Origin of the sequence: Leptospira koniambonensis (assembly GCF_004769555.1) — a bacterium.
Lineage (GTDB): Bacteria > Spirochaetota > Leptospiria > Leptospirales > Leptospiraceae > Leptospira_B > Leptospira_B koniambonensis.
Genome location: NZ_RQFY01000011.1, coordinates 62526 through 88782, shown reverse-complemented (window position 1 = coordinate 88782; position 26257 = coordinate 62526). Strand labels below are relative to the sequence as shown.

The window sequence follows — 26257 nt, the reverse complement described above, 5'->3', positions numbered from 1 at the left end:
GGGTCAAAAAATCGTGAATGCGATTTTTTGACCGGAGGCGAGAGCTTGGTCCGATCCCCCGGATCGGACGCGGCCAACCCTTGGAGTTTGTATCCTTTTTGAGATCTGGGAACCGCTGATTTTTGATTGCATGAATCGTCCTGGGGGAAACACTGGGTATCGATTTTACTCCCACAGAGGACTGAACGAGCATGGCAAAAAGTTTCAAAGATTTAGACGCCCAGCTCTCAGACTACATCCTCAGCCGCTCCCGCATCTCAGTTCAGTCTTCCAGAATGAATTCCAAATTGGAAAAATACGTTTTGCGTATTCTAACAGAAGTTCTGGAAAAATTAGGCCAAACAAGATACATAGAGATGTTGTATACGATCACCAAAGAAATGGCGATCAACGGAGTGAAGGCCAACCAAAAAAGGGTTTTCTTCGAAGATCTTGGTTTGGATATCCGAAATCATGAACATTACGACCAGGGTCTGGCCCAATTCAAACAGAACTTCTCCGAAAAAATGGCTGACGAATACGGTAAACGTTGTCTTGCCAGAGGCGTTTTTGTCAAAATTTCGGTAACCTATGCAGCAGAAGGTTTGGTGGTCGAAGTAGTTAATAATACTCCTGTAATCGAGATCGAAGAATCTCGTATGAGGGAGAAGATGAGAAAGGCGATGGAGTATAATGATATCGCCGAGTTCTATATGGATAATATGGATAATACTGAGGGAGCCGGTCTAGGTATCGCTCTTATCATGATCCTTCTAAAAAGTGAGAATATCGATCCGAACCTGTTCAGGATCCAAACGAGCCCTGCAGAAACTGTAGCCAGGGTAGAAATCCCTTTCACTGACAATTATGTAACCATTAGAAGTAAGGAAATCAACCAAGTTGGAAATCACAAATAAGACTGCCGTAGTCACCGGTTCCGCCGGAGGCTTAGGCAAAGAGATGGCCCTTCATTTTGCAAAATTGGGAGCCAATATCGTTCTATCGGATATCTCCGAGGAAAAACTTGCAGGAGCCAAAAAAGAGATCGAAGCGCTTGGCGCTAAGGTAATCGCAGTTCCGACAGATGTTTCTAAGGAAAAAGATGCCGTTGAACTCATGGAAAAAGCGGTTTCCGCTTTCGGTTCCGTGGACATTGCAGTTTTGAATGCTGGGATATTAAGAGATGGTCTCTTAATAAAAGCGGATAAACAAACTGGAAAGGTTGCATCTAAAATGTCTTTGGCAGAATGGCAGGCAGTAATCGATGTAAACCTGACTGGAGTATTCTTAACAGGTAGAGAAGCAGCGGTTCAAATGGTAAATAACGGTACCAAAGGAGTGATCATCCCTATCGCGTCCGTTTCTATGCATGGTAACCCAGGCCAAACCAATTATTCCGCAGCAAAAGCGGGTGTCGCCGCAATGACAAAGTTATGGGCGAAGGAACTCAGCCGTTACGGTATCAGAGTCGCAGGTATCGCACCTGGATTCATCGCTACTGAAATGGTAATGAAAGACATGAACCCGGAAGCTCTCAAAAAATGGGAAGCTCTTATCCCGATTGGTAGATTGGGTAGACCGGATGAAATCGCAAACACAGCGGTATTCATCGCTCAAAACGATCTGGTAGACGGAGTCGTTTTGGAAATTTCCGGAGGGGTCAAAATTTGACCCCTTTGTTTCTTTTATTCCCTTCTTCAGTCCATTAGTTTTCCTTAATTCTTCCACACTTTTGCCTTTAATAATTTCGTTTCGCCTATCTTGGTTAGGCTGAAAGCTTGTTCACTCTTCAAAACGTTTTCTTGAATTAGAATTTTGGCAAATTCGAACTTTATAATAGTACATATTTAGTTTATTGTTAAATTAGAATATTGAGTTTTTGGGATCTTCTAAACGTAAGAGGGTTCTAATATTCGAAGGATTGAAAGTTATAATATTCAATTTATCTAAGCTTTGAGGTTATTATCTCTACACTTGGTAATAAATTATTTTCCATTTTATTTACATAATTATATCATAATTTACATGATTTCTAATTTTACAAAAAATAGAGATACTTTTCGGAAATCCTTGTAAATTTCAAAGGTTATGTTAGAGTGGATTCAAATACAACAGAAGGCAGATTATGGCAGCCCAAAAGTTAGAAATTAAAAAAACTCATCTGGATTCTACCATCCGCGGACTTAAAGCAGTAGCTCATCCTGACAGATTAAAAATTCTTCTCCATCTTTCTAGAAAAGAACACAGCGTGGGAGAACTTGTAGACGCACTTGGTATCAGCCAATCAGCTGCTTCCCAACACTTAAGCAAAATGAAAGAAGCAGGATACTTAGGAAGCAAAAAAGTTTCTAACCAAGTATTCTACTCTATCAAAGATGCAAAATTCAAAGCATTCGCAAAATCTTTACTTCAGATCTTTTCTAAGTAATTAATAGCTGTGGGGGGTTCTAAGGGACCCCTTTATTATTCTTCTTTCCGTAACAGATCCACGTAATCCGCAATCGCAGTTTCCAAATCAGTAAATCCTTCTTTGTAACCACTTGAGATCAACTTTTGGGTCTCAGCCTTTGTATAATATTGGTATTTTGCCTTTAAACTTTCAGGCATTTCCATATATTCAATATTTTCAGGTTTTCCCATCGCCTTGAACAGTGCGGAAGCGAGTGAATTCCAGGTCTCAGCTTGCCCTCTTCCCACATTATATAAACCGAATTTACGATTTTCTAGGAGAAATAGACTGATCTTCGCAGCGTCTTTTACGTACAAGAAGTCCCTTTTTTGCTCTCCATCCTTATAATCCGGACGGTACGATTTGAATAATTTCAATTTTCCTTCGGAAGAGATCTGTTCGTATCCTTTTAATACTACTGATCTCATGTCTTCCTTGTGAGCCTCTCCAAATCCGAATATATTGAAGTATTTCACTCCTGTGATTTGGTCCAAGAATCCTTTTTTTAAGGCGTATAGATCAAACATATGTTTGGAGTAACCATACATATTCAAAGGTTTGAGAGGATGGATAGGAGCCTTATCGTCATAACCGAATTGCCCTTCTCCATATGTGGCTGCGGAAGAAGCATATAAAAATTGAATTTTTCTACGAAGAGATTCTTCTGCTAAGATCTTAGTGTATTCGTAATTATTTCGGATCAGATAAGATGCATCTATTTCCGTTGTAGAAGAGCAAGCCCCCAAATGAAAAATATGAGAATAATCTTTTAAGATATCTGTGGTTTGTACTTTTTCTAAAAATTTTTCTTTTTCTAAATAATCGGAATATTCCAAACCTCTAAGGTTTTTCCATTTATTAGTCAGCCCCAAATGGTCTACGACTAGGATATCTGAAATCCCTTGCTCGTTTAGAAGTCTAACTATATTGCTTCCGATCAGTCCGGCACCGCCGGTAACGATTACTCGTTTCATTCCCATTCTTCCATTTGATTAAATTGAATCCAAAAGTCTACCAAATCTATTCTCTACTTGTTTGGTGATTTTAGGATCTTCCTCAAGTACAGGTGGATACCAAGTTTTTAATCGTGCATCCACAAGGATTGGACCTTGGAAAGAAATATGGTTACGGATCACTTTAGAATCTCCATATATATCTGCAGCTGGTTCGAACCTTGTGAATACATTCCAAATAAAATCATGATCCGATTTTGTTGCTTCTTCAGAACTATCAACTAAGAATACGAATAAAAATCCTTGGGTGATTGCTTCTTTGCGAAGTGTTTCTAAAACTCCATCTCCTTTTTTATATTTTGGTCCGGAAACTACTAAGACTCCTGGACAATATACTTTCGGATTTTTGAATTTAGTATTTTTAATATTAGAAGTGATCTTAGGTTTTAGTTTTTGAGTTTTATGTCCGACTCCAAGTAGAACAGCCTTACTGCCTTCATTTACTTTTGGTCCTGTATAATCCAAAGTGTCTTGAGAAATATTAGAGAATATATGCAGATCAGTCTCCGGTTGAAATCTTTCAAGTGCTGCAAGGAAAGTAGTTTTAAAATCCATCAAAGGAACATCTTGGTCTGTCACGATCAGGAATTTAGTGAGAGATAATTGTCCTTCTCCCAAAATTCTAAGAGCGCCCATGAATGCTTCTTTTTTGTATCTTTCCTTTACAATTGCAGCCGCTAAAGAATGTACTCCGGATTCTTCATAAGCCCAAATTCCTTTTACCTGAGGCATTACGATTGGGAACATTGGAGATAATAGATGTTGTAGATATTCTGCGATCCAATGATCTTCTTGAGGAGGACGTCCCACAACTGTTGCAGGCCAGATCGCATCTTTACGAGCGTAAATTTTATCTACCTCGAATACTGGATAATCATGTTTTAAAGCATAATATCCGTAATGATCTCCGAATGGACCTTCTGGTCTTCTGATTCTCGGAGGAATTTTTCCGATCAATGCAAAATCAGCATCTGCAACGATTGGAAGAGGGCTTATCTTTTTATTTTTTAGTAATTTTAACCTTTCACCTAATAAAAGTGAGGCGAGAAGAAATTCGCTGATCTCTTCTGGCAAAGGTGCCACTGCAGAAATTGTAAGTGCAGGCGGACCTCCTACATAGATATGCGCTGGAAGTGAATTACCTTCTGCTTCTGCCTCAGAATAATGAAATCCTCCACCTCTATGGATCTGAATATGCATCCCTGTAAGTTTAGGTTCGTGGAATTGGATCCGATACATTCCCAAATTTCCTTTTCCGGTTTTGGGACTTTCTGTATATACCAAAGGTAATGTGATAAATCTTCCTGCATCCTTGGGCCAAGATTTTAGAGCAGGTAATTCTTCTATACTCTGTAATTCTGAATCCAGAATTGGAGCCTTACTTACTTTCTTAAGACCAACTTTCAAAGCAGTCCAAGCAAGAGATCTTGCTTCCCAGACTTTTTTAGGAGTGGGAGGCATTAGATGTTTCGCAGTATATGCGATTTTCTGAATGAACTTTACTGGATCTTCTCCAAATGCAATCTTGATCCTATTTTCAGAACCGTATAAATTAGTAGCTACGGAAAATTTGGATCCTTTTACATTCGAGAATAGAAGTGCGGGGCCTCGTTTAGCGACTACTCTTCTTTGGATCTCTGCAATCTCCAAAATAGGGTCCACTTCTTCTTTAATCTCCAAAAGTTCTCCTTTTTTAGAAAGTTCTTTTACAAATTCAGAAGTGGATCGAATGTTCATAGTTTTCCTTTTATATAAGTTTAATTTTCTAAACCTGGCAGAATTGCTCCGTCTTTAGCCAAGGTTTGTTTGATCTTTTTTGCTATGGAAGAAGGAAACTCAGTCTCCAAATTTTTCCAATTGCAATATTTGATCTCTATAGATGGACGAATTTTCCGAAAATTCTCGAGAATTTTCTTCTCTGATTTTTGATCTAATTCTGTTTCAGAAACAAAACCTTGGATCTTATGATGAGTGATTGTATGTCTAAATTTGATCCCAAGATCAGAAGGTTTTAAATTCCAATCCAAAACAGGATCCGCTTCATAAGGATTCTTACCTTCGAAGGAAAATGGTAAAGAATAGATCGTTTTAAAAAATCTTCTCTCTGGATAACGAATAAGTAGTATTCCCTGTTTTGTTTTTAGAATATAAAAACGGATATTTAAAGGGATTTCTTTCTTTTTCTTTTCCATTTCTGGAATACTTTCTTGGACACCATTTTGGTAGGCCAAGCAATCGTTTTGAAGAGGGCATTCTTTACATAATGGTTTTGGAATGCAAATGCGAGCGCCTAGTTCCATCACTGCTTCATTATGATCTCCAGGAAATTCCAAATTCAAAAATGAATCTGCAATCTTTTGTAAAGCAGTATCTGCCTTAGGGCCAGACTCTCTGAACAATGCTAAACGAGAGAGGACTCTTTTCGCATTCCCATCTAAAACAGCAAAAGGTAAATTATAAGAAATGGAAAGAATTGCTCGAGCAGTATAAGGCCCGACCCCTGGAAGAGAAAGAGCATCCTCCAAGGTTTTGGGAAATTTTCCGCCAAACTCATTCACCAGTTTTTGGACACCAGCTAAAAGATTTTTAGCTCTGGAATAATAACCAAGTCCTTGCCAATAACGGAATACTTCCTCTTCTTCCGCGATCGCGAGAACTTCAGGTTTAGGAAATCTATGTATAAACTTTTCGTAAAGTGGAAGCATTGCTGCAACTCTTGTCTGTTGCAACATAATCTCGCTTACCCAAGTTGAATAAGGAGTTCTGTTTTTTCGAAATGCCAGATCTCTTTTTTCTTTTAAGAACCAATTTCTAAGCTTCAAATTCGTTTTAGGATCGAATTCGTAGGCTGGAAGATTAGTTTCCTTTTGTTTCAGACCGGCGGGCATGTATCTGACTATCCAAGCCTTCTATTCCAGGGAGAAAAGGAGTTTTCGAAGTGGATTTGTTGGAATTCCTACAAATTTGTATGTGAGTCTCCCCGCCCTTACTGGGGCGGGGGCTGGTCGGTGGTACCAAATTGCAAAACTTCGATCCAATTTCGACCCGCTATTCAATCTTTATACTCGATTGACCTCAATTCTTTCGGTCACCGACTCGTCATAGACGGTCGTCTTCTCGCTCCTACAGTCGCTGCGAAGGGGGCTGGTCGGTGGTACCCGCTAATTTACTGATATGCCTCCCGTATCACAAAATGCCCAAACAAGCAACCACATTCTTTCCGCAAAATCATGTGGGAGCTCCTACACGCACTTTCAGAGTAAAGTTCCCTCACCTATAACAAAAATCCTCCAGACACTTCTAAATCCTGAGCTGTTACCCAAGAAAATTCATCAGATAACAGATTCACAATTACCTTCGCGATATCATCCGGACTTCCTATTCTTCCTAAAGCAGTTTGGTCTGCTAACGGCTGGATATATTCCGGATATTTATCGAATGCTCCTCCTCCAAGATTTGTGTGAGTAGGACCTGGAGAGACCGCATTCACTCTTATCTTTCGGGGAGAAAGTTCTTTTGCCAGATATTTTGTCCAAGAAGTCAATGCTGCTTTCGAAGCTCCATACGCAGAATATCCGACAAAGGATCCATGACTGGAAGAGCTGGAAGTATTCACAATTCTTCCATTATCTTCTATAAATTTAACAAGAGACTGAGTTATGAAGAATGGTCCTTTGAAATTCGTATTTAAAATCTGATCGAAATATTCTTCTGTGATCTCAGTGAACGGCATTCCTCCACCAACTCCTCCATTATTTACCAAGTAATCAAAAGTTTTTCTTTTCCAAATTTCTTCTAGATTCTTTTTTACAAGTTCAGTAAAACTTTCGAAAGAAGACTTTTGGCTTAGATCCAATTTAAGGCTGACTGCCTTGGAGCCATTCTTCTCTATTTCTTTTACTACTTCTTCTGCACCTTTCTTATCTGAATGATAAGTCAGGATTACACCAATTCCTCTTTTTCCTAATTCGATCGCTGTATTTTTTCCGATCCCGTTACTTGCTCCTGTGACGATTGCAATTTTCATAACGTCCTCCATTATTATAGATCGTAGAGGATTTTATAGATTTCGTAAAGATACGATCATGCCGAATAATTGCCTAATCCTACCGGACTATTATTAAATTTAAATATTCCTGGATTTTGCTTTTGTAAATACAGTTCTATTTTATTATGTTATAGAATGAAAGAAATCTTAAAAGAGATCGCTGAACTAACAATTCAAGCAACCACAAAGCCAACTAAGACGGAACTCCCAAAAGTATTATTGATAAAGGGAGAAGTATCCGAACACCAACTTGCAGCCGTCTATGAGCCCATGATCGGATTAGTTGTCCAAGGTGGTAAGACAATCTCTATAGGAGAACAAACTATTCAACTAAAGGCGCCTTCTTACTTCGTGATATCAGCTGATATCCCTGCTACCGGAAAAGTACAACAAGGAAAAACTGGTCCGTATATTTCTTTAGGACTTGAATTGGACCAAGATACCATTTTAAATTTATTAAATGATCTTTCTAAAGATCCTTCAGAAGAAAATGCAAATAACGAATTCCTAGCATGTGAAGCCTCTACCGAACTTTTAGAAGCTTGGGTCAGAATGCTCCGTCTTCTAAAAACTCCTGAACATATTCCAGCGCTTGCGCCTATCTACGAAAGAGAAATATTATATAGGGTGCTTTTAGGGCCTCAAGGATGGCGTCTGAGAAAATTCTGCCAAACCCAAGGTAAAGGGCCAAATATCTATCCTGCGATTCGATGGATCCGTGAAAATTATACTGCTTCTATGGAAATAAAACGTTTAGCAGCAAAATCAAGATTAGGTGTTACTACATTTCATAGACAATTCAAACTGATCACCGGCTTAAGCCCTATTCAATTCCAAAAACAACTTAGATTACTGGAAGCAAGAAAACTTTTAGTCTATAGTGCCTATTCCGCCTCACGCGCTGCATTTGAAGTTGGATATGAAAGTGTAACTCAGTTCAATCGAGAATATTCAAGATTTTTCGGCGACTCTCCAGTGAGAGATGCTTCTAATGTACGAGAAAAAATAGCATTGACGAGCTAATAAAACTAATAAAAATCCAGCGATCGGGTTTTCTATATGGAGAAGTATTAAATGCAAACTTCTAAACTGAATCTAACTCTGGCTCGCTTAGTATTCGCTTCCACTGCTCTTGTTTGTTTTGTAGGTGTTCTATTAGAACTTTGGTATGCCTATCATCATCAATCCTCTCTTCCACCAAACGCAGGTTTTACTCGAACATTCGGTCCTGGATTTGATAATTTACTTAATCAATTCGTATTTTTTACAACACAGTCCAATTTAATATTAGGGATCACTACACTCCTTCTCGCGTTAAATTTGGAACGGACTTCTTCTAATTTTCATATTTGGCGTTTGATTGGGATCATAGATATTACGATCACAGGAATTGTTTTTAACTTCGTTCTCCAGACTGTTCCTAAGAATGATATCATTGCAGATACAGCGAGTAGATTAGAACACGATATCGCACCTATAATTGCAGTGGTTGGTTGGATCATTTTTGGACCAGCAAAAGTTGTAACTCTTCGTCGAATTCTTATAGCGGCAATTCTTCCGATAGCTTATGCAATATTCACTTTGGTAAGAGGTGCCATCATGGAATGGTATCCTTATAATATTATGGATGTCCCTCGGTTAGGCTATTCAGGAGTTATGGTAAATATTGTAGGTATCTTTGTTTTGTTTTTATTAATCGCAGGATTTTTGGCATTAGTGGATAAACTTTTGTCTTCAAGATTTGGAAGAATCTCTTTCCCAAACAGTTAAATTTCTCCTCATCTGTTTGTAGGATATCCTACTTACCGCTGAATCTTGGAAATACGTTTTGAATTCTTTCTCATCCAGATCCGAGAGACTTTCTTTTTTGAATAGATCTCGGATCTTAAATTCACCAATTTCCGTTTTCCAACCTTTCTTACGAGCTTTGACCTGATTCCAAGGACAGATCTCTTGACAAATATCACAGCCATATACCCAACCATGTAATGAGTCCACATCCTCAGATCTATCTTCTATCGTTTTATAAGAAATACATTTTCGAGCATCAATTTTGTAAGGTTCCAAGGCGCCTGTAGGACATGAATCTATACAAGCTTTGCAAGTTCCACATCTGTCCTTCGCTTGGACGGAAACAAAACTGAGAGGAAGATCCGTAAAAATTAAACTGATAAAAAAGAAGGATCCATATTCTTCATGGATCAAATTTGTATTTTTTCCAATCCAACCAAGGCCTGCTTCTCTCGCTAAAATTTTTTCAGGAACAGGAAGAGAGTCCACTCCTTGTCTGAATTTTTGGTTCGGAAACTTCTTCTTTAAAAATTCCATTAAACCAGAAGCTTTTTTGCGAAGAACAGAATGATAATCTTCTCCCATCGCGTATCTAGAAAATCTATAAGGTAGATCCAAGCTTTCATAATCTGGATCGTTGTATAATGCACCTAATGCGATCACTGATTCAGGTTTGAATCCAAGTCCTTCCAGTTCCAATCGAAGATTCATGTTTTTAGGATACCAATCCATATTTCCATGACGACCTTCTCCCACCCAATGAAGAATATTCTCCTTGTCTGGAGTCGGAACAGAAGCCGGGCCTGCTCCGAATAATTGGAATCCATTCGTCTCCGCGATATCTTTTAGCATATCCAGAAGTTCTTTACTTTCGAGAAGCATATCTTATTCTTTCTTTATGCAGGAAGGAGAAGAAACATCCTTAAATTCTTTATCGGGAGGAATTCCTCTCCAGGAACTTTTAGTCGCGGCAAAAGAAGCAGGCTTAGATCTTCCAAAAGAAAGAGCAAGACCACTCGGTAGAATTTTACTCGCAGGACTTTTAGGAGCGCTGCGAGGTTTCGAAGAGAGAGGACTTTCCCCCTTCTTACCTACTCATAAATATATTTTTGCTGAGATCGTTTCTGATCTTACTGATGCTTATTCTATCCTATCCCAAGAATCGGATGAAAAAATGATTTTACAAGCAGCTTGCGACTTTGGGATCAAAAAAGTTTACCATCTTGAATGGAAATTATACTCTTCTAAAGATTTATTCTAATTCAAACTGCAAAAAATATAATAGCAGAGAAGGACACAAGCACTACTGCTTCCAAAAGACCTGCTCCGAAATTTTGATCTCTTTCTATTTCTTCCTTTAATGTGGAGCCAGGTAATACCACCCAGTCCGCGAAAAAATGTAAAATAGGAATGATTATAAATGCAAGCCCAAGATCTAATAATAATAAGATCCCTGTTTGAAATAAGGATTCAAATTCTCTAAACAATGCTCTTGTGAGTAAGATCCCGATCGCAAGTAATGCCCCAGCAAACGCAGTTCCTGCTGCAAGATTCTGTTTTTCCTCTAACTCTAATCTGAGTTTATAAGGGATCCAAAGTTTATAATAAACTGAGAATAAGATCATTCCAATCTGTCCCACGGAAAAAAAGATTACAGAGATAATAGATCCAATGATTGTCTTTTCTACAAGTGGGGAAACTGCAAGACCCAATCCTTGAGGAAAAACCTTCTCTCCTATATCTCCATTCAATGCAGCCGCTATAAAAAAGGAACTCGCGATAGTTCCTCCAAATAAAACGGAGGCGACGGCTAAATTTCTTTTTTCGTATATTTCTTCAATTGCATCTATCCCACCAAGTATCAATCCATCGTTGATCTTTTGGGAAAGAAGAAGGAGTATAACTCCTAAGATAGAAAAGGAAGACACTTGGAAAAGATCTCCAATCAAGTCTCCATTTTCTCCAGGGTGAGAAACTATAGTGATAAATAATATAATGACCCCGATATAATAGCCGGATAAGCTCAGTGCGAGCGCGCTATTATCGGATTTTACTAATTCCTCGTCTAACTTACGAGGTTCCGTCCAGTCCTTTAGTTTTTTACCTATGTAGAAGACTAAAAAGCCTAAAACGAAAAAGGCGAGATCCTTACCGAGTAAAGAAATATATTTCCAAACGAAATCCATGCACGGCAGATTATTATGCTTGGGTTAAAATTTCATAGCCTTTTTCGGTGACTAGAATGGTATGTTCGAACTGAGCGGACCATTTTCCGTCCCTGGTGGTTACAGTCCATCCATCCTTTTTAGAAAAGATCACTTCCCAGGTTCCTAGATTCACCATTGGTTCTATAGTGAATGTCATTCCAGGTTCTAGTTTGGCTAGTTTACGGCCGGAACGGTAATGAGGAATTTGAGGCTCTTCGTGGAAACCTCTGCCTATCCCGTGGCCCATTAGATCTTTAACGATTCCATATCCTTTAGGAGTCAGGTAATCATCAATTGCATTTGCAATATCGCTTACACGATTTCCAGGTTTGACCTGTTCTATTCCAATCCACATGGCACGTTCTGCATCTTTTACAAGTCGTTCCACTTCCGGAGAAGTTTTACCACCTACAATAAAAGTACGAGAACTATCTCCATGATATCCATCAACGATAGGAGTTACGTCTACGTTGACTATATCTCCTTCTTTCAAAACATCGATTGCTTTGGGAATCCCATGGCAAACAACTTCATTGATAGAAGTACACACTGATTTCGGGAAACCCTTATAACCTAACGGAGCCGACTTGCCTCCATTCTTCTTAGTGAACTCTTCGCAGAGATCATTGATCGCAAGGGTACTTATACCGGGTTGAATGAATCCGGATATATAGTCAAGAAGCGCGGCGGCTAATTTGCCCGCCGCCCTCATTTTCTCGATTTCAGTCTTGTTCTTGATGTAGATCAAGAATGGATTAGAAGTCGGTTGGTCTAACCGTAGTGCGTTTGTTCGCCTCGGTACGTTTTAAAGCATCGTCGATCAGTCCGTATAACTTTTCATTCAAGCCATCGACCGCGTCTCCGGAAGTCATAAAGCCTTTAGATTTGATATAAGCTTTTACCTTGCTTGCGACGATGAGGGTATCCTTTTCAGCGCTTTGAGCCATGGAATTCTTCCTCTTAACAGTAGTTTTCTTTTTTTGTACCATACGAACGAGCTTTTGGGAGCATCTCCTTATTCCATCCCGAGACTTTTCCGGAACGTGTCAAATATACTGTGATACGTTTCCAGATGCCTCGAAAAAAGGAATCATTTTCGGAATGCTTCCATACAATTTCAGTTTTTTATTAAAAACGAAAGGTTTCCCCCATGAAATTTTTTGCATGTCGTATAATACAAGTGGGAACGAGACATATTGGGTGAAAAGATTGGGGTCAAGAAAAAAATCATCCCTTTTTCACCGTCTCATTTTGAATGATAGTTTGGACCAAAGAAGTTTCGAGCCCTAATTTTTCAGCGATCGTCTCTGGTTGCCAATGGAAATTATGAAATAAATTCAACACTGTTGCTTTCTTTCTAGCTACTAAGGGATCTTGCCCTTGAGTCTTACCGGATTTTGCCCCTCCGGTCTTAGACATATTGGTTTGCACCACATCCATGAATGTAGAAAGTTTTTCGAAGGTATCTTCTGCTTCGGAAAGTAGACCTTCTAAGTCATCCTTAACAGATAAAGCACCTACTTTCATATCATCTAATCTTTGTTGAAGAGTGCTGATCTGTTTATGGCGCTCTCCTAACTCAGACATTAGGTCTTCTATCTTATCGAACTTAGCTTCTACAGAAAGTATTTCTTCTTTTCTGCCTGCGAGAGTCTCAAGTCTGTCGTCGGTTTTCTTAAGAGTTTCCGCAACTTCTCTTTCTCTTGCTTCGATTACAGAGATCTCTTTTTCCATCTCACGTATTTTTTGAGCTAACTTAAATGAATTCTCTTTATGACCCTGGCTATCTTGGTCTAATGATTTAATCTCTTCTCTAACGGATACAACTCTACCCAGGCGATCTTCCAGATCCAAGAAACGAGATTCCATTTCGAATGCCCTCTCGCCTGCCTCTACAAGTTTGCGATGAGTATCATTCCACTGAGAAGATTCTTCCATGATCCTTTCGAATTCTTCTTTTAAAACTTCTGCTTTCTCTTCTATAGAAAGAATTTCTGAACTTCTTTCTTCTGCCTGAGAGATACGAGTCTCCAGATCTTCCTGTACTTTTTTGATACGAACTAAGTTTTGGTCCAGGTCTTCGTATGTTTTTTCCGAATGATTTGCATCTTCCAGAGCTTCTTTCATCTCGGAGACAAACTCTTCGGAACGTTCTATAATTTCTTTTACATCTAAGAAGAGTGCAGAACGTTTTTCTGCATCTTGGATCCTTTCAGAGATATCATCCACAGAAGAACGTAACTTTTCTGCTTCTTCTTCCAGTTCGGAGAATAGAGAACGTTTTGCATCTTGGATCTCTGATAGATCTTTGCGAAGATCGATTTGAAGAACACGATATTCTTTTTGTGCCTTCTGGAATTCTTCTCTTCCAGTTTTTAGGAATTCTTCCGAAGATTCTTCGGTTTCTTTCAGCAAATATTTTACCTGATTTTGGAATTCCTTCATCTGGCCTTCGCTTTCTTTGATCCCTGAATCTAAAGCTTCTTCCAGATGTCGTTTTACATCCGCTAAATGTTTTGCGATCCTTTCTTCCAATTGGCTTAATTGGATCTGTCCTTTGTCTAGTAGTGCAGACAATTGTCTGTTGATCTTAGAATCGATAGTATCGTTCAGACGATCTATTTTTTCTTCCTGTCTTTCGAAGAAATCTTGGCCGGATTCTTTCAGTTTGTCTAGAACAACTCTTGCTTGTTCTCCTGCCTTTTCCAGTTGGGATTCGGTAGAAGTGCGGATCTTCTCCGCCTGCATTTCTAAAAGTTTTTCATTCTTACGCAGAAGATTTTCAAATCTTTCTCCCGCAGCAGAATATTCAACTTTTACGCTTTCTACACTCGTAATTGCTTCTGCTTTTAGATCTTTGAAACGAGATACAAGATCCTCTCTGACTTCGTCTCCCTCTTTATGGAAGTTAGTCTTATATTTAGATACAAATTCTTCGATCTTATCTTTTTGTTCCGCATAAGATTTGGAGAATTCTTCCAAATATTCTGCGCCTTTGAAATGGATCTGTCCCAGTCTTTCTTCCAATCCACGAATTGCATCCATGGTATGGTTTTTCTGGGATTGTACATCTTCTTCCCAGGAACGAGAGAAGTGTTCGAATCTTCTGTCCATTTTCCGGAACTCGTCTTCGATAGAAAGACCTATCTCGCTTACCTTAGATTCTGCTTCTGCAAGAATATCTCCAGCAGTTCCTTCTAAGGCTTCTCGGATATCCTTTACATAAGAATCCATTTCTTTCATCCGGGTAGAAACCTGGACGTCGAAAATTTTCACATTTTCTCTGATAGAATCCCATTCAGAACGGAAACGATCAGAGTGAGAAGCATGTAATGCACCAACTTCTTCTTCTAAAGAAACTTTCAGGTCTTTCATAGAACCTTCTATCTCTTTCATTCGAGTAGAAATTTGAGAAGAATAGTCCTTAACGTTTTCTTTAATAGTTTCCCAGTCCGCACGGAATTTTTCCGCCTGAGAAGATTGAAGGACTTTTAGTTCTTCTTCTAAAGATTCTCTAATTTGGTCTAGTTTAACTTTAGATTTTCTTTCTTCTTCTGAACGAGAAGATTCTAAAGCAGAATGGAATTCTTTCAATCCGGAAAGGATTTCCTTTCGCAAATCTTCTGCTTCTATTCTTAAACTGCTGGAAATACGATTGAATTCGTCTTCAAAAGAATCTATTTGGCGCATCAGATCCGCTTTGCGAGAATCTGCTTGTTTGAGTAATTTGTTCTCTGCTTCCAGATATTTTTCTTGGAAGATATTGATAGAGTCGTTGATCCCTTCTGCTTGGCGTCTAGTCTCGTTTAAGATCTCGTCGCGTCTAGTTAAGGTTTCGAGGCTCATTCCTTCTATTTCTTTACGAATCGCCTCGATCTCTATACGAACTCCGTTTAGGAATGCTTCTTTAGAATGAACTACTTGTTCTAATACTTGATCGTATTTTTGGCGAATGACCGATTCATTCCGGGAGAAGGTTTCCTCTAACTTACGATCAGCAAGTTCTGCCTTCTCATCTACTCTGGTTTCTAAACGATCAATTTTTTCTGATACAGATAAGAAAGCTGTCTGCATACGATCTGTTCTGGCATCTAGATCTTCTTCTTTTACTTTTACTGATTCAAGAAGAGACTGAACTTCTTCACGAGCATTATCTACTTTGCCAACGGTTTCATGATATAATGACTTTGTTTGGGCTTCTAATCTTTGGCGGAAAGCTTCTCCCAATTCTTCTAAACCGGATTCGATTCGATCCGCTTTAACTTCTAATAATCCTTCTAACTCTACAATTTTAGAAGCGAGCGATTGTAGAATATCATCTGAACGGAAATTGAGTTTTTCTTGGAATGCTTCCAGAAGAACTTCTGCCTCGGAACGAAGTTCTTGGATACGATTTCCAATCCCATGTACTTCTTTTTTGCCAATCTCTAGTCTTTGTAATCCGTCTTGGATGGACTGAGATTCCTGGCGAATATCAGAAGAAAGATGAACTACTTCCTTTAGATCTAATGTAACTGCGTTTAAAAAATCTCTATTGGAACGAATTGTATCCAATAATTGTCTAGATTCTTCATTAAGGCCTCTTACCTCTTCCGCAAGTTTTCGGGTTTGTTTTAAACTGATCTCCAGTTCAATTCCAGAATCTTTTACAGATTGGATTTTTTCCAGGGCGATCTCTTGCAATTCTTCCTGGAGCTTGCCAGTATATCTTTTGATCTGGCTGAGCTTATAATTCGACTTGTCCATCCTGCGAAGAAGGATAGTAATGCCTACACTGGCTAAAAAGGGTAAAAGAAGTTCTAGGCCCATACTTAGAGTTTCAAAGAAATTCTCCGAAGGAAACCCTCCTGAGAATTATGTCTCATCAAATGGATAGGAATACTCGCAAGCAGGGGAATAAATCAAGAATTATTTCTCCAATCCCCAAAAAAAGGCCTTATACGGCATTTGCGGGCATTTACGACGGGGTCATGAAACGGGCACCTTATCATGACTGGGCTAAGATGATTTTGGAATCTTACCAGATCGGAACCCAAAAAATCCATCCAAAAATCGCATTAGATTTAGGTTGTGGAACCTGCAAAATTTGGAAATTTCTACCTCCTTCCACAGAACTTTGGGGAATCGATAATTCTCCTGAAATGCTTCAAATCGCCGATTCTCAAGCAATTAGAGGGGTTCGAAAATTAGGGGACCTTCTATCCTTCCCTAAATTGGGTCGGTCATTTGATCTGGTTTTTTCAGTTCATGACACTTTAAATTATTTCCAAAAGGAAGAAGAACTCATCCGAGTATTTGCCCAAGTTTCAAGGGTCTTGGAGAAGAATGGGGTCTTCTTTTTCGATGTAAGCACCTCCGAAAATTTTCGAAAAAATTTTAAAGGCAAGGTCCTGAAAGAGACCCATGGGAAGACAAAACTGGTCTGGAAGAATGAATTTGATCCGGAAACTTCCGTTTTGAAGACCAGTTTGGAATTTTCAGAAGCTGGGATTTCGGAGTTAGAAGAACATTTTCACAGGGCTTATCCGATAGAAACTTGGTCGAAGATACTACAAAATTCAGGCCTTGAAATTCTAGGAATAGGCTCCGATTATGAGGCTTGGGAAATTTTTCCCAAGGCAAATTATTGGAATTTTATGTGCCGAAAAATTTGAGCCGTTTGTTTGGTTAGTAGAACTAGAGTCCTTCGCCGTTTTATTGTTGGGATGCTCTAGTTTTAGGAGTCTATTTCAGTAAACAAGCTGTTACCTATGGCCAAATTAACGATACAAAATAAACACGGAATCGTTCGGTTCGAAAATCAACTCCTGGACGGATACGAAAAAGTCTTTGATGAGATTTCGGAACAGGCTTCCAGGGCACATATCCAAAACCTAACCTTAGATATGACCCCGACCAAAAAAATTACTTCTAGCGGTGTTGCAAAACTACTGACTCTCAGAAATCTTTTGGATCATTTCGGAGTAAAATTAGAGGTGGTGAATCTTCAACCTACTTTAATGGATGTACTCCGTAAATTCAAAGTGGATACAATGCTGCGCATCAAGGCATAAATCCCGGGAAAAAAAGTTGCATAGGCTTTAAGGCCCGAAAGAATAACTTTCGTGGCCTCTCTCCAGGTATCCGATCTTTCTAAATCCTATTTCGGGAAGGTCGCGATTTCGAATCTAAATTTCTCCATTCCAAAAAACAGGATCACAGGTTTACTTGGACCGAATGGTGCAGGAAAAACAACTGCTCTCAGAATACTTACAGGTTTTGTACAACCGGATAAAGGTTCCGTTTCTCTCGACGGCATCTCTTTAGAGAAAGATCCACAAAAGATAAAACAAAGATTAGGTTATCTTCCAGAATCTTCCGCGATCTATCCGGATATGACTGTGGGAGAATATTTAGATTTTATTGGGAATGCAAGAGGAATGGAAACTTCCTTTTTCAAAAAAAGAAAAAAAGAAGTATTAGAACTTTGTGATCTAAGGTCCCAAATATTTTCTTTAGCAGGAATTTTGTCTAAAGGTACAAGACAAAGATTGGCATTGGCAGGAGCATTACTTCATGATCCAGATTGGATCGTTTTAGATGAGCCAAGTTCCGGTTTGGATCCTATCCAAATTTCTCATTTCAGAGATGTGCTCCGAAATTTAGGAAAAGATAAAATAGTATTATTATCCACTCATATACTCTCAGAAGTAGAGGAAACCTGCGATCATGCCTTAGTTTTACATAAAGGGAACTTAGTTGCAGATCTTCCTGTATCAGAATTCAAAAGATCAGATTCCGTTCTTCTTATAGCCAAAACAGATAAAGAAACCTTGGGAAAAATTATAGAGGGTACGAATGTACAAATCCTTTCTGCAGAAAAAGAAAGAGAATATACTAAATTTAGATTGGAATCTTCCTCTCTCAAACCTGAGGAAATTTTCGAGATCGTCCGGAAGGAATCTTTTGCAATTTTAGAATATAAGGTGTCTCAAAAGTCTCTAGAATCAGTCTTTCAGGATCTTGTTGGTGATTAAGCGATGAAACTTCTCACCTTACCTCCAGGACTTGTTGCAGTTTTTAAAAAAGAATGGGCAGGCTATTTTAATACACCGATTGGATATGTTTTCTCTATCCTTTACTTATTCTTATCTTCCTTCTTATTCTTTTATGGTCTAGGACAAGGTTCCTTCTGGGACAGAAAAGTTGCTGGTATGGAAGAATACTTCGTTTGGACTCCCCTTTTATTTGTTATATTTGTTCCTGCGATCACAATGAGGCTTTGGTCAGAAGAAAAAAGATCAGGGAGCTTAGAGATCTTATTTACTTTGCCAATTTCTAAATGGGAAATCGTTAATGCAAAGTTTCTGGCGGCCTGGGCATTTTTAGGATTCACTGTTTGTTTAAGTCTTAGTATCCCATTTTTTATCTGGGCCTTTGGCGATTTGGATTTAGGGATCGTATTTGCAGGATACCTAGGTTGTTTTTTACTCGGTGGGGCTTATATCAGCATTGGGATCTTTCTTTCTTCTTTTGGAAGAGACCAGATCAGTTCTTATATTCTAACAGTTCTCGTCTGCCTTTTCTTTTTTCTACTAGGGACTCAGCCTGTTCTAAAATTTTTCGGAGGCGGGCCATCTGCATTTGCGTATTTGTTCGCCCTATCTTCTCATTTTGAATCTTTTCGTTTAGGAATATTAGATCTTTCTGATACACTTTACTTTTTTAGTTTTATCTCTGCTAACTTAGCAGGGAATGTTTTCTTTCTCAGGAGAAATTATCCATGAGAGAATTATTCCGTCCTCTTTTAGAAATTTCCAAATCTCCTTGGTTTGGCCTCGCAAACGGGATTTTACTCTTTGTTCTGCTGAATGGGATCTTCTCCGCAATCCCTTGCAAAGCAGATCTTTCCAGATCAGGAAGATTCCAGATCACTACAAGCACTGTAAAAGTATTAAAGGAATTAGATGATCCTCTTTATATAGATGCTTTTTATTCTTCTGAGATCCCTGGAGAATACAAAGCAAGAGCAGAGCTTAGCAAAGAACTCTTAAAAGAGATCTCTAAGATCGGAAAAGAAAATGTTTCCTTACGTTTTTATGATCCTTCTTCTTCGGAAGAAGACGCAAGAAAAGCAATGGAAGTCGGATTGGAACCTCAAATCCTACAACAAACTTCCAGAGATTCTGCTTCGGTCAAACAAGCGTTTATGGGAATCGTTCTAACCTTAGGGCATAAAACAGAAGTTTTATCTTTTGCATTTTTTACAGAAGATTTGGAATATTTGATCTTAAATTCTATTCGCAAAATGCAGAGACAGGACAAGGACTCAGGTATTGTTCTCTTAAAATCTCCAGGAACCTTGTCCCTGCAAGAACAAGGTCCTCCCAAAGACAGAATAGAAATTTTCGCAAGAAGAGTTCTTAAAGGAGAATATGGTCCGATTTTAGAATTGGATCTGGAAACAGAGGATCTTCCTCCTGAAACAGATATTGTGCTTTGGATTGGTGGAGGACCTCTTTCTAAAAATACAGAACGTAAATTAGATAAGTTCATTATAGAAGGAGGAAATTTTATCCTCCTCGCCAAAACAATGGAGTTCAAAACAAATTCCGAAAGAGGAAGTTTTGGTCTTCTTTCAGGCGATCTAGGGGCAGGACTTGCGGGGAAAAATCCAGACTCTGAAGAAATGGTCCGATTTTTAGAACATTATGGAATTCGAATTAACTACGATATCATTATAGAGCCAGATCATTCTTTACCAATGGGTTCCGTGATTGAAATAGAACCAGGAGTTTTAGGGAAATATCCTTACCCACCTTGGATTGTTCCGGATCAAAAATCAAAAACCTTAGATGCAAACAGCGCATTTACTAAAAACCAAGAAAGTCTTTTGATTCCTTGGTCTTCTAGCCTAAACATTCTTCCTGAAAAACAGAAAGAAGTTCGATTTACTTCTTTAGCAAAAAGTGGAACAGATGCTGAATCCAGAACAGAACCGATTTCCTTAGGAGAAAAACAAATTCTTTCTACTCCAATCCAAGCAAATGGTGGACCTTTTCTTTTAGGAGTTTATGCAGAAGGTAAATTTACTTCTTATTTCCCGGATCTGAAACAAAATCCTAAATCCTCCAACGCGGAAATAGAAAATAAACGCACAAAAACGGGACGAATTTTAGCATTCGGTTCTCCTTATATAGTTTCTGATCTTTTAGCATTTCCAGAATTTTCAGAAATCCTGAAAAATTCTAATATTCCATTTTTATTAAATGCGATCGATATACTCAAAGGAGAAACAGATCTTTTAGAGGTTCGTTCCAAACAATCTGCAGTTTTAAAACTGAAACCTTTACCATTCTACTTAGAAACTGCGATCAGTATATTTCATTTATTTTTGGTTCCTGGATTATTAGCTCTTTATGCTTTTCGTAGACTCAAGAGAAGGAACGGATAATGGACCTTTCCAAATATTCAAGCCTTCTCCGCCACACTTATAAAGAAAATCCGCAAATCCTATTATTTTTCGGGAATATAATACTAGCTATTTTACTTTTAATCGCGAAAGATCCTTGGGATTGGTTCAAAAAGAATTACCAAAACTCAGAAGCCTTCTACAAGATTAAATCAGAAGAAATACAAACAATTATCAGTGGCCGCAAAGGACAAGAAAGCATCTTAAATCGAGAGTTAGATGGATGGACAGTCCAGTTACCTTCAGGATTAGTATTGCCAGGGGATTCTGCGAGGATCGAAGAATTGATCCAAACGTGTTTACATTTACGTAAATTCACTCTTCTCTCGGAATCAAATTCAATTTCTAAGGAAGAATTCGGATTAGGAGGAGATGAACCTCTGTTAGAACTAAAAGATGTTTCTGGAAATTCTCTAGGAAAAATTCTAATAGGAGCTCCCGTTAGAAAAGGTTCCGGAACCTATATATTGGATGAAAAGAACCAAATTTGGTTAGTTAAAGAAAATCTAAAATCAGTTACAGGCAGCGGAAAATTAGATTTTTTCCTAAGCAGATCTCTAGTTCCGCCCTTCCCTGTGAGAGAAAAAGTTTCGAAGATAACAATTTCAGGACTTTCTTCCATAAATTTTAGTTTAAGCAAACAAAATGAAAATTGGATCTTAGAAACTTCCGGCGGTCAGATAGTTGCCTCTTCTGAAGAAGTAGAAAATTATTTAGAAGAGATCAAAAAACTAAGTGCAGACGAAGTTCTTTTAGGAAAATCAGAAGAGCTTACTCCAGTTCCGAAAGACAGAAATTTTAAGATCGAGATCGTTACCATTACGGATCATTATATAGTTTCTCCAATTGGAATGACTAAGCTCGGAAGTTATGTTTTTCAGAGAGAAGGTTTAAATTACAGATTGGTCTTGGATCCTTGGAATTTGGAAAGGATTGTACAAAAGGATCTTGCAGACTTTTCTAGTAGGTTTCTTTCTCCTTAAACGGCTTAGAATCAATGGTTGACACTCCGAGGGGATAAAAGTTTCCTTCCTTAATACTATAACCTACAAGGAATTCGTATGGCGTTAATTGAAGAATTGGATCAGCAGGGGAATTTTCTATTTCGCTGGAGATCTTATATACCAGGATTTATTCTTCTTCTTTGTCTATACTCCTTAAGCAAGTTCGAATTTTTAGAAGATTCTTACGAGATCAACTTATACTATGCAGCTGCTTGTTTTGTAGTTAGCTTACTTGGTTTAGCTGTTCGTTGTTTTGTAATCGGTTATGCTCCTGCCCGCACCTCTGGTAGAAATACAAAAGAACAAGTAGCTGATGTGGTCAACCAAGAGGGGATTTATTCACTTGTGAGACACCCTCTTTATTTAGGAAATTTCCTAATGTATTTAGGACCAGTTCTTTATTTCAGAGATGTTCCTTTACTTATAGTATTTTCCTTATTTTTCGGATTCTATTACGAAAGAATAATGTTCGCAGAAGAAAAATTCCTAAGAGATAAGTTCGGTCAAGACTATCTAAATTGGGCAGATAAGATCCCTGCATTCATTCCTAAATTTTCTGGTTATGTAAAACCTAAACTTGGTTTCTCCTTCAGAAATATTCTAAAAAGAGAATATCCAAGCTTATTCGGGATCTTAGTGATCTTTGTAGTATTTGATTATGCAGCAAGTTTCAAGGTAGGATTCGGAGATTGGATGGAACCTTGGGCAGTAATCACTGAGCCGCAAATCTGGGCCTTTGGCATTGGAGCTGCGTTCTATACAATCGTTAGAGTTATAGTAAAAACCACCAAGTGGTTAGTGGTAGAAGGCAGATAATTTACTGCCTTCTTCTTATCTTTAAGCGCTTGCTGTATATTCCAGATAAGATTTAAACTTCTCCCCGTCCTTGGTCAAAAAGATCGGGGTCGGGTATTCTCTTTTTAATGGAAGAAGCGCAAAACCTTGGTCGTAAAAAACGATCTTCTCTACTTCATTCAATTTATAACTAAATTCTGAATTTCTTGCTTGGAAAGTAAATCCACCTGGGATCTCTCTAATACTTCCCTTTCCCATTCTTCTAAAACCTTTTAAAGTTTCAGGACGGATCTTTTCTTGAAGAGCCTCGTAAGGTAATCTTCCGGAAAGATCTAGGAATAATACTCCTTCCATGGACCATTCTTCTTCTTTAGGGATTCTAGGTTGGGTGCGTTCGGGCTCTGTTACCATTTCTAAAACTTCTCCCCTTTTTGTTTCATCCCAAATCTCAGTTCCAAATTCTTCCTCTGAAACCTCAGGCTCCGCCTCCCTCGTTTCCATTCTCTGTCTTTCGGAAAGAGGACGGATCTTTCTCTCTTCTGCAAATACCTGATCCATATGAGAATAGGTTTCTGAACGTCCCTGTTTTTTAAGAGAAGCTAATGATCCGTCAGAAATTTTTTTCTCTCTTGCACTAGGAAGGTTTCCTTTAGGAAATGAGCCGGCGCTAAATTCTTTTTTAGAATTTGGCTGGAAGGAAACATAAATAAAGCAGAGGATTCCTACTAAAATGAGTGCTAAAGCAATATAGAGCATCATTATATGTATCTATCCAAATTCGCCGTTTCTGAAGCATTTTTCGGGCGGTTTTTCTCCTTTACAGATTCCAGGCGCGGGCCAGTCTTCCTTGTGAACGTAGTTTTATGACAAATCCAGACGGAATTTCAGTTAAAGATATTTTATTCAAAGTCGGATCGGCGACTTTTCTTACAATCCTAGTAGTTATGTTAGCATTTATGCTTCTAAAGTCGGATGTGGAGCAAGCTGGTATAGATATGCTCTTCGGCAAAGGAAATATTACCATGGGAAGCATCGACGACCAAAGTGTTCCGATCGATTCCTTTCACGCTGCTAAAAGATTTTGTATCCAGATGTACCAAGGACAGGGTTCCGAGGCACTTTGGGCTGATTGTGCATTCCAATCTTTAAAAGGCCAATATATCTTCCGCAAGATCGGAAATGCGGTAGGTTTTACTATCACCGAAGAATCAGAAAAACAGGCTCTTATGCAGGAAGCTGAGAGAGTTTCAAAAAATTCTCTCCAGGGAGCGGGATATTCTGAGGAAGATCTGAAAAAACCTATAGAAATTTATCGTCAATTCCTTCAGCAAGCACCTCTTCGCTTTAGGATTGATTATAAAGTGTCCCAGGCCCTTTTCCAAAACTTCCTTCCAACTGAGATCCGTCGCACGGATGGAGAGCTAAATATACTCTCCGAAGCTTCCGGTGCAAGAGTGGATCTGGACGCAGTTTTATATACGGAAGAAGATCTAGTCAAAGCCTCAGAAAGAAATCTGGAGCCGACAGACGCTCAATTAAAAGAATTGTACGAAAAAGAATCCTTAGATCCAAATACCTTAAAAGGTAAAGACGGTAAGGCAATTCCATTCGAAGAAAGAAAAACTGTCCTCAGAAGTAAGTTCTTATTAGAAGCACGTAAAAACTCTTTAGAATCTTTAAAGGCAAAATTAGTCGCTCTTCAAAATGAGCCAGATGGTTTGCAAAAGATCGCTACACTTTTAGGAAGACAAACTGTTTCTCTTAAAGGCAAATCTCTTTCCGACCTGAAAAAGATCAGTGTAGGTAAAGATGTATTCTCTCTAAGCTCCGACAAAAAGTTCTTACAGGATTTAAGCCTTCCAGGTTTGACCCAAAAGAAAAATATCGGACCATATAGAGAAGGAGAAAAATACGCGATTGTTTCTTTCTCCGGAGTCAAATTAGGAAATCCTGATCCTTCATTCTTGAGAACCAGAGATAATGGCTCCTTACTCACTGCAATACTCATGGAAATTCCACAATCCCTAGAGGAAAGTATCAAAGTCGAACGAGCATCCGTTAGATCCGTTTCGGAGGAATAATGCAAATCCGCGCCGAGTTAGTAAACCCATTCCTGGAAGCAGCTACAATTGTATTCCGGGATATATTACAGACCGACCTGATCCGTGGAAAGATCGGTATCAAAGACACTCCTGAAACCACTTTGGAACTTGCGATTATCATCGGGGTTCTGGGAACGTTTAATGGAGAAGTGATCTACGGTTTGAACTACGACGCGGCTTATAAAATTTCCAAAAAGCTGATGCCTGGTATGAACGACGATGATATCAAGAATGAATATAAAGATATCTTAGGTGAAATCGCAAACATGACTACAGGTAACGCGATGAATATATTCGCAACTGCAGGTCAGTCGATTGAGATCACTGCTCCAAATATCGTGGATGCAAAAAACGAAACAATCAAGATCCCTAAAAAACAAGCTCTTGGGATCAGTCTATTTTCCAAATTCGGAAAATTAGAAGTAAACGTAGCCTTAACTTAAAGATCGCTTTTCGCGAAAGATTCCATTTCCGTTCTCAAGGGGGAATACACTCCTTGGGATTCGGAAACAGATTTATCCAAATATTTTTTCAAGAACCTTTTTGCCCATTCCCCTTCTCCTGCCTTATAGCTGGATTTAAAAAGTAAATAAGCTCCTAGTTCTTTTTCTTCTCTTTGTCTTTTGAATTCTCTGGAACTCGCATCATCTGCGTTCGGAAAAGTTTTACCGAATCGATTCCAAAAATCCATTAGATAACCTCGAGCGTCAGAATATCTTCCCATTCTGAAAAGCATATCACCTAATTGTAATAAAGCTCTGGATTTATATTCTCCTTCTCCCTCAGTTGCTGTTCTAAGAAGAATGGACTCTGCTTCTGAATTTTTGCCCTGGGCCCTAAGAGATCTTGCAGTTTCCAAAGAAGTTTTCCATCTGGAATCATCTTCTGCTGGAGCTTCTGCGCTTGAATCTGGAGCCTTTGCATTTTCTAATTTAGATAATTCTAATTTTGCCTGAGAACTTGCAGCTCCTTCTGTGGAAGCAGCTTTACCAAATTCTTCTTTAGCTGCATCTTTTTGTCCGTTTCTAAGACGTAAAAGTCCTCTTTCATACGCCGCGCGACTCGGATCTGCGGCTGCTTCTTTCTTCTTGCCGCCTTTTTTATCTTTTCTTTCTGCAAGATTTGGAAGTTTTGTTTTTTTCTCTTTTATAGGCTCTGAAACAGTTTGTTTTGTTTCTGAGATCTTTGGTTCTTCGCCAGTCCCGGTTGCATTTTCAGAAGTTGTTTCTGTTGCTGCTTGTTCCGGTTTTTGTTCTACGACTACTGAACTCGCATCAATCGGAGGAAGAGGTTCATCAGGAAATATTCCCCTGGAGGAAATACTACCCTCGCCTGGCTCCGGGATAGGCAGAGGAAAATCCGCCGCAATCTGATTCGAAAAAAGAAGAATACTTAAAGAAATTAGAATATATTTCATC

The 26257-nt window shown here is 38.7% G+C and carries 26 protein-coding genes and 1 pseudogene; 15 read left to right on the top strand and 12 right to left on the bottom strand.

The window, feature by feature from the left end; genetic code table 11:
- Positions 1 to 191 precede the first annotated feature (191 nt).
- The 3 genes from EHQ52_RS17565 to EHQ52_RS17555 all read left to right on the top strand — a co-directional run bounded on the left by EHQ52_RS17565 (position 192) and on the right by EHQ52_RS17555 (position 2407).
- On the top strand, positions 192 to 896 hold the full coding sequence (locus tag EHQ52_RS17565; protein WP_135616470.1) for a histidine kinase: 705 nt from the start codon (positions 192 to 194) through the stop codon (positions 894 to 896).
- On the top strand, positions 880 to 1650 hold the full coding sequence (locus tag EHQ52_RS17560; protein ID WP_135616469.1) for an SDR family NAD(P)-dependent oxidoreductase: 771 nt from the start codon (positions 880 to 882) through the stop codon (positions 1648 to 1650). The genes EHQ52_RS17565 and EHQ52_RS17560 overlap by 17 nt, the downstream gene beginning before the upstream one ends.
- Before the next feature lie 454 nt (positions 1651 to 2104).
- Positions 2105 to 2407 carry an ArsR/SmtB family transcription factor gene (locus tag EHQ52_RS17555; protein ID WP_008592190.1) on the top strand — a complete coding sequence of 101 codons (303 nt, stop codon included), beginning with the start codon at positions 2105 to 2107 and terminating at the stop codon, positions 2405 to 2407.
- A gap of 35 nt (positions 2408 to 2442) precedes the next feature.
- On the opposite strand, the gene rfaD is transcribed toward EHQ52_RS17555, so the two are convergent.
- The 4 genes from rfaD to EHQ52_RS17535 all read right to left on the bottom strand — a co-directional run bounded on the left by rfaD (position 2443) and on the right by EHQ52_RS17535 (position 7468).
- A complete protein-coding gene (rfaD, locus tag EHQ52_RS17550; RefSeq protein ID WP_167492234.1) occupies positions 2443 to 3408 on the bottom strand; it encodes an ADP-glyceromanno-heptose 6-epimerase in 966 nt (321 codons plus the stop codon).
- Between the two features lie 12 nt (positions 3409 to 3420).
- Entirely contained in the window at positions 3421 to 5178 is a 1758-nt protein-coding gene (locus EHQ52_RS17545; protein ID WP_135616467.1) for a UbiD family decarboxylase, read from the bottom strand.
- 20 nt (positions 5179 to 5198) lie between these two features.
- Positions 5199 to 6329, bottom strand: coding sequence for an A/G-specific adenine glycosylase (locus EHQ52_RS17540; RefSeq protein WP_135616466.1), 1131 nt, complete (start codon positions 6327 to 6329; stop codon positions 5199 to 5201).
- Between the two features lie 386 nt (positions 6330 to 6715).
- Positions 6716 to 7468: an SDR family NAD(P)-dependent oxidoreductase gene (locus EHQ52_RS17535; protein ID WP_135616465.1), complete on the bottom strand. Its 753-nt coding sequence runs from the start codon at positions 7466 to 7468 to the stop codon at positions 6716 to 6718.
- Between the two features lie 156 nt (positions 7469 to 7624).
- Here EHQ52_RS17535 and EHQ52_RS17530 point away from each other — a divergent pair, with 156 nt between their 5' ends.
- Positions 7625 to 8512: an AraC family transcriptional regulator gene (locus EHQ52_RS17530; RefSeq protein ID WP_135616464.1), complete on the top strand. Its 888-nt coding sequence runs from the start codon at positions 7625 to 7627 to the stop codon at positions 8510 to 8512.
- A gap of 51 nt (positions 8513 to 8563) precedes the next feature.
- Positions 8564 to 9259 (top strand): Pr6Pr family membrane protein, encoded by a 696-nt coding sequence (locus EHQ52_RS17525; protein WP_135616463.1) that lies wholly within the window; start codon positions 8564 to 8566, stop codon positions 9257 to 9259.
- Here the strand turns inward: EHQ52_RS17525 and queG are convergent.
- Positions 9224 to 10162, bottom strand: coding sequence for a tRNA epoxyqueuosine(34) reductase QueG (gene queG, locus EHQ52_RS17520; protein ID WP_135616462.1), 939 nt, complete (start codon positions 10160 to 10162; stop codon positions 9224 to 9226). The genes EHQ52_RS17525 and queG overlap by 36 nt on opposite strands.
- A gap of 16 nt (positions 10163 to 10178) precedes the next feature.
- On the opposite strand from queG, the gene EHQ52_RS17515 reads away from it, so the two are divergent.
- Positions 10179 to 10541 carry an LIC_11502 family protein gene (locus tag EHQ52_RS17515; protein WP_135616461.1) on the top strand — a complete coding sequence of 121 codons (363 nt, stop codon included), beginning with the start codon at positions 10179 to 10181 and terminating at the stop codon, positions 10539 to 10541.
- A gap of 1 nt (position 10542) precedes the next feature.
- On the opposite strand, the gene EHQ52_RS17510 is transcribed toward EHQ52_RS17515, so the two are convergent.
- From EHQ52_RS17510 to EHQ52_RS20405, 5 genes and pseudogenes are all read right to left on the bottom strand, one after another.
- Positions 10543 to 11466 (bottom strand): DUF350 domain-containing protein, encoded by a 924-nt coding sequence (locus tag EHQ52_RS17510; protein WP_135616460.1) that lies wholly within the window; start codon positions 11464 to 11466, stop codon positions 10543 to 10545.
- A 13-nt stretch (positions 11467 to 11479) separates the two neighbouring features.
- Entirely contained in the window at positions 11480 to 12235 is a 756-nt protein-coding gene (gene map / locus EHQ52_RS17505) for a type I methionyl aminopeptidase (RefSeq protein ID WP_100709689.1), read from the bottom strand.
- 7 nt (positions 12236 to 12242) lie between these two features.
- Entirely contained in the window at positions 12243 to 12476 is a 234-nt protein-coding gene (locus tag EHQ52_RS17500) for a hypothetical protein (RefSeq protein ID WP_010515511.1), read from the bottom strand.
- A gap of 238 nt (positions 12477 to 12714) precedes the next feature.
- Positions 12715 to 15081 (bottom strand): SpiroCoCo family coiled-coil protein, encoded by a 2367-nt coding sequence (locus tag EHQ52_RS17495; RefSeq protein ID WP_425269408.1) that lies wholly within the window; start codon positions 15079 to 15081, stop codon positions 12715 to 12717.
- Positions 15058 to 16296, bottom strand: a pseudogene (locus EHQ52_RS20405) (SpiroCoCo family coiled-coil protein); the annotation flags it as partial. The pseudogene EHQ52_RS20405 and the gene EHQ52_RS17495, both read right to left, overlap by 24 nt.
- A 47-nt stretch (positions 16297 to 16343) precedes the next feature.
- Here EHQ52_RS20405 and EHQ52_RS17490 point away from each other — a divergent pair.
- From EHQ52_RS17490 to lmtA, 7 genes are all read left to right on the top strand, one after another.
- The gene (locus EHQ52_RS17490; protein WP_244244944.1) at positions 16344 to 17141 is read left to right on the top strand and encodes a class I SAM-dependent DNA methyltransferase; all 798 of its coding nucleotides are present in this window, start codon (positions 16344 to 16346) and stop codon (positions 17139 to 17141) included.
- Between the two features lie 96 nt (positions 17142 to 17237).
- Positions 17238 to 17540, top strand: a complete 303-nt coding sequence (locus tag EHQ52_RS17485) for an STAS domain-containing protein (protein ID WP_100707228.1) — start codon at positions 17238 to 17240, stop codon at positions 17538 to 17540.
- 51 nt (positions 17541 to 17591) lie between these two features.
- Positions 17592 to 18503 carry an ABC transporter ATP-binding protein gene (locus EHQ52_RS17480; RefSeq protein ID WP_135616458.1) on the top strand — a complete coding sequence of 304 codons (912 nt, stop codon included), beginning with the start codon at positions 17592 to 17594 and terminating at the stop codon, positions 18501 to 18503.
- A gap of 3 nt (positions 18504 to 18506) precedes the next feature.
- Positions 18507 to 19253 (top strand): ABC transporter permease subunit, encoded by a 747-nt coding sequence (locus tag EHQ52_RS17475; RefSeq protein ID WP_135616457.1) that lies wholly within the window; start codon positions 18507 to 18509, stop codon positions 19251 to 19253.
- Positions 19250 to 20920, top strand: coding sequence for a GldG family protein (locus EHQ52_RS17470; RefSeq protein ID WP_135616456.1), 1671 nt, complete (start codon positions 19250 to 19252; stop codon positions 20918 to 20920). Before EHQ52_RS17475 ends, EHQ52_RS17470 begins: the two co-directional genes overlap by 4 nt.
- Positions 20920 to 21921, top strand: a complete 1002-nt coding sequence (locus tag EHQ52_RS17465; protein ID WP_135616455.1) for a DUF4340 domain-containing protein — start codon at positions 20920 to 20922, stop codon at positions 21919 to 21921. The genes EHQ52_RS17470 and EHQ52_RS17465 overlap by 1 nt, the downstream gene beginning before the upstream one ends.
- Before the next feature lie 78 nt (positions 21922 to 21999).
- A complete protein-coding gene (gene lmtA, locus EHQ52_RS17460; RefSeq protein ID WP_135616454.1) occupies positions 22000 to 22758 on the top strand; it encodes a lipid A Kdo2 1-phosphate O-methyltransferase in 759 nt (252 codons plus the stop codon).
- Positions 22759 to 22779: 21 nt separating this feature from the next.
- On the opposite strand, the gene EHQ52_RS17455 is transcribed toward lmtA, so the two are convergent.
- Complete coding sequence (locus tag EHQ52_RS17455) at positions 22780 to 23496, bottom strand: LIC_11490 family protein (protein ID WP_135616453.1); 717 nt, start codon at positions 23494 to 23496, stop codon at positions 22780 to 22782.
- A gap of 104 nt (positions 23497 to 23600) precedes the next feature.
- Between EHQ52_RS17455 and EHQ52_RS17450 the strand changes: the two genes are divergently transcribed.
- Positions 23601 to 24818: a hypothetical protein gene (locus EHQ52_RS17450; protein WP_167492233.1), complete on the top strand. Its 1218-nt coding sequence runs from the start codon at positions 23601 to 23603 to the stop codon at positions 24816 to 24818.
- Entirely contained in the window at positions 24818 to 25282 is a 465-nt protein-coding gene (locus tag EHQ52_RS17445; protein ID WP_135616452.1) for a chemotaxis protein CheX, read from the top strand. Before EHQ52_RS17450 ends, EHQ52_RS17445 begins: the two co-directional genes overlap by 1 nt.
- Here the strand turns inward: EHQ52_RS17445 and EHQ52_RS17440 are convergent.
- A complete protein-coding gene (locus EHQ52_RS17440) occupies positions 25279 to 26256 on the bottom strand; it encodes a tetratricopeptide repeat protein (protein WP_135616451.1) in 978 nt (325 codons plus the stop codon). The genes EHQ52_RS17445 and EHQ52_RS17440 overlap by 4 nt on opposite strands.
- Position 26257: the final 1 nt, after the last annotated feature.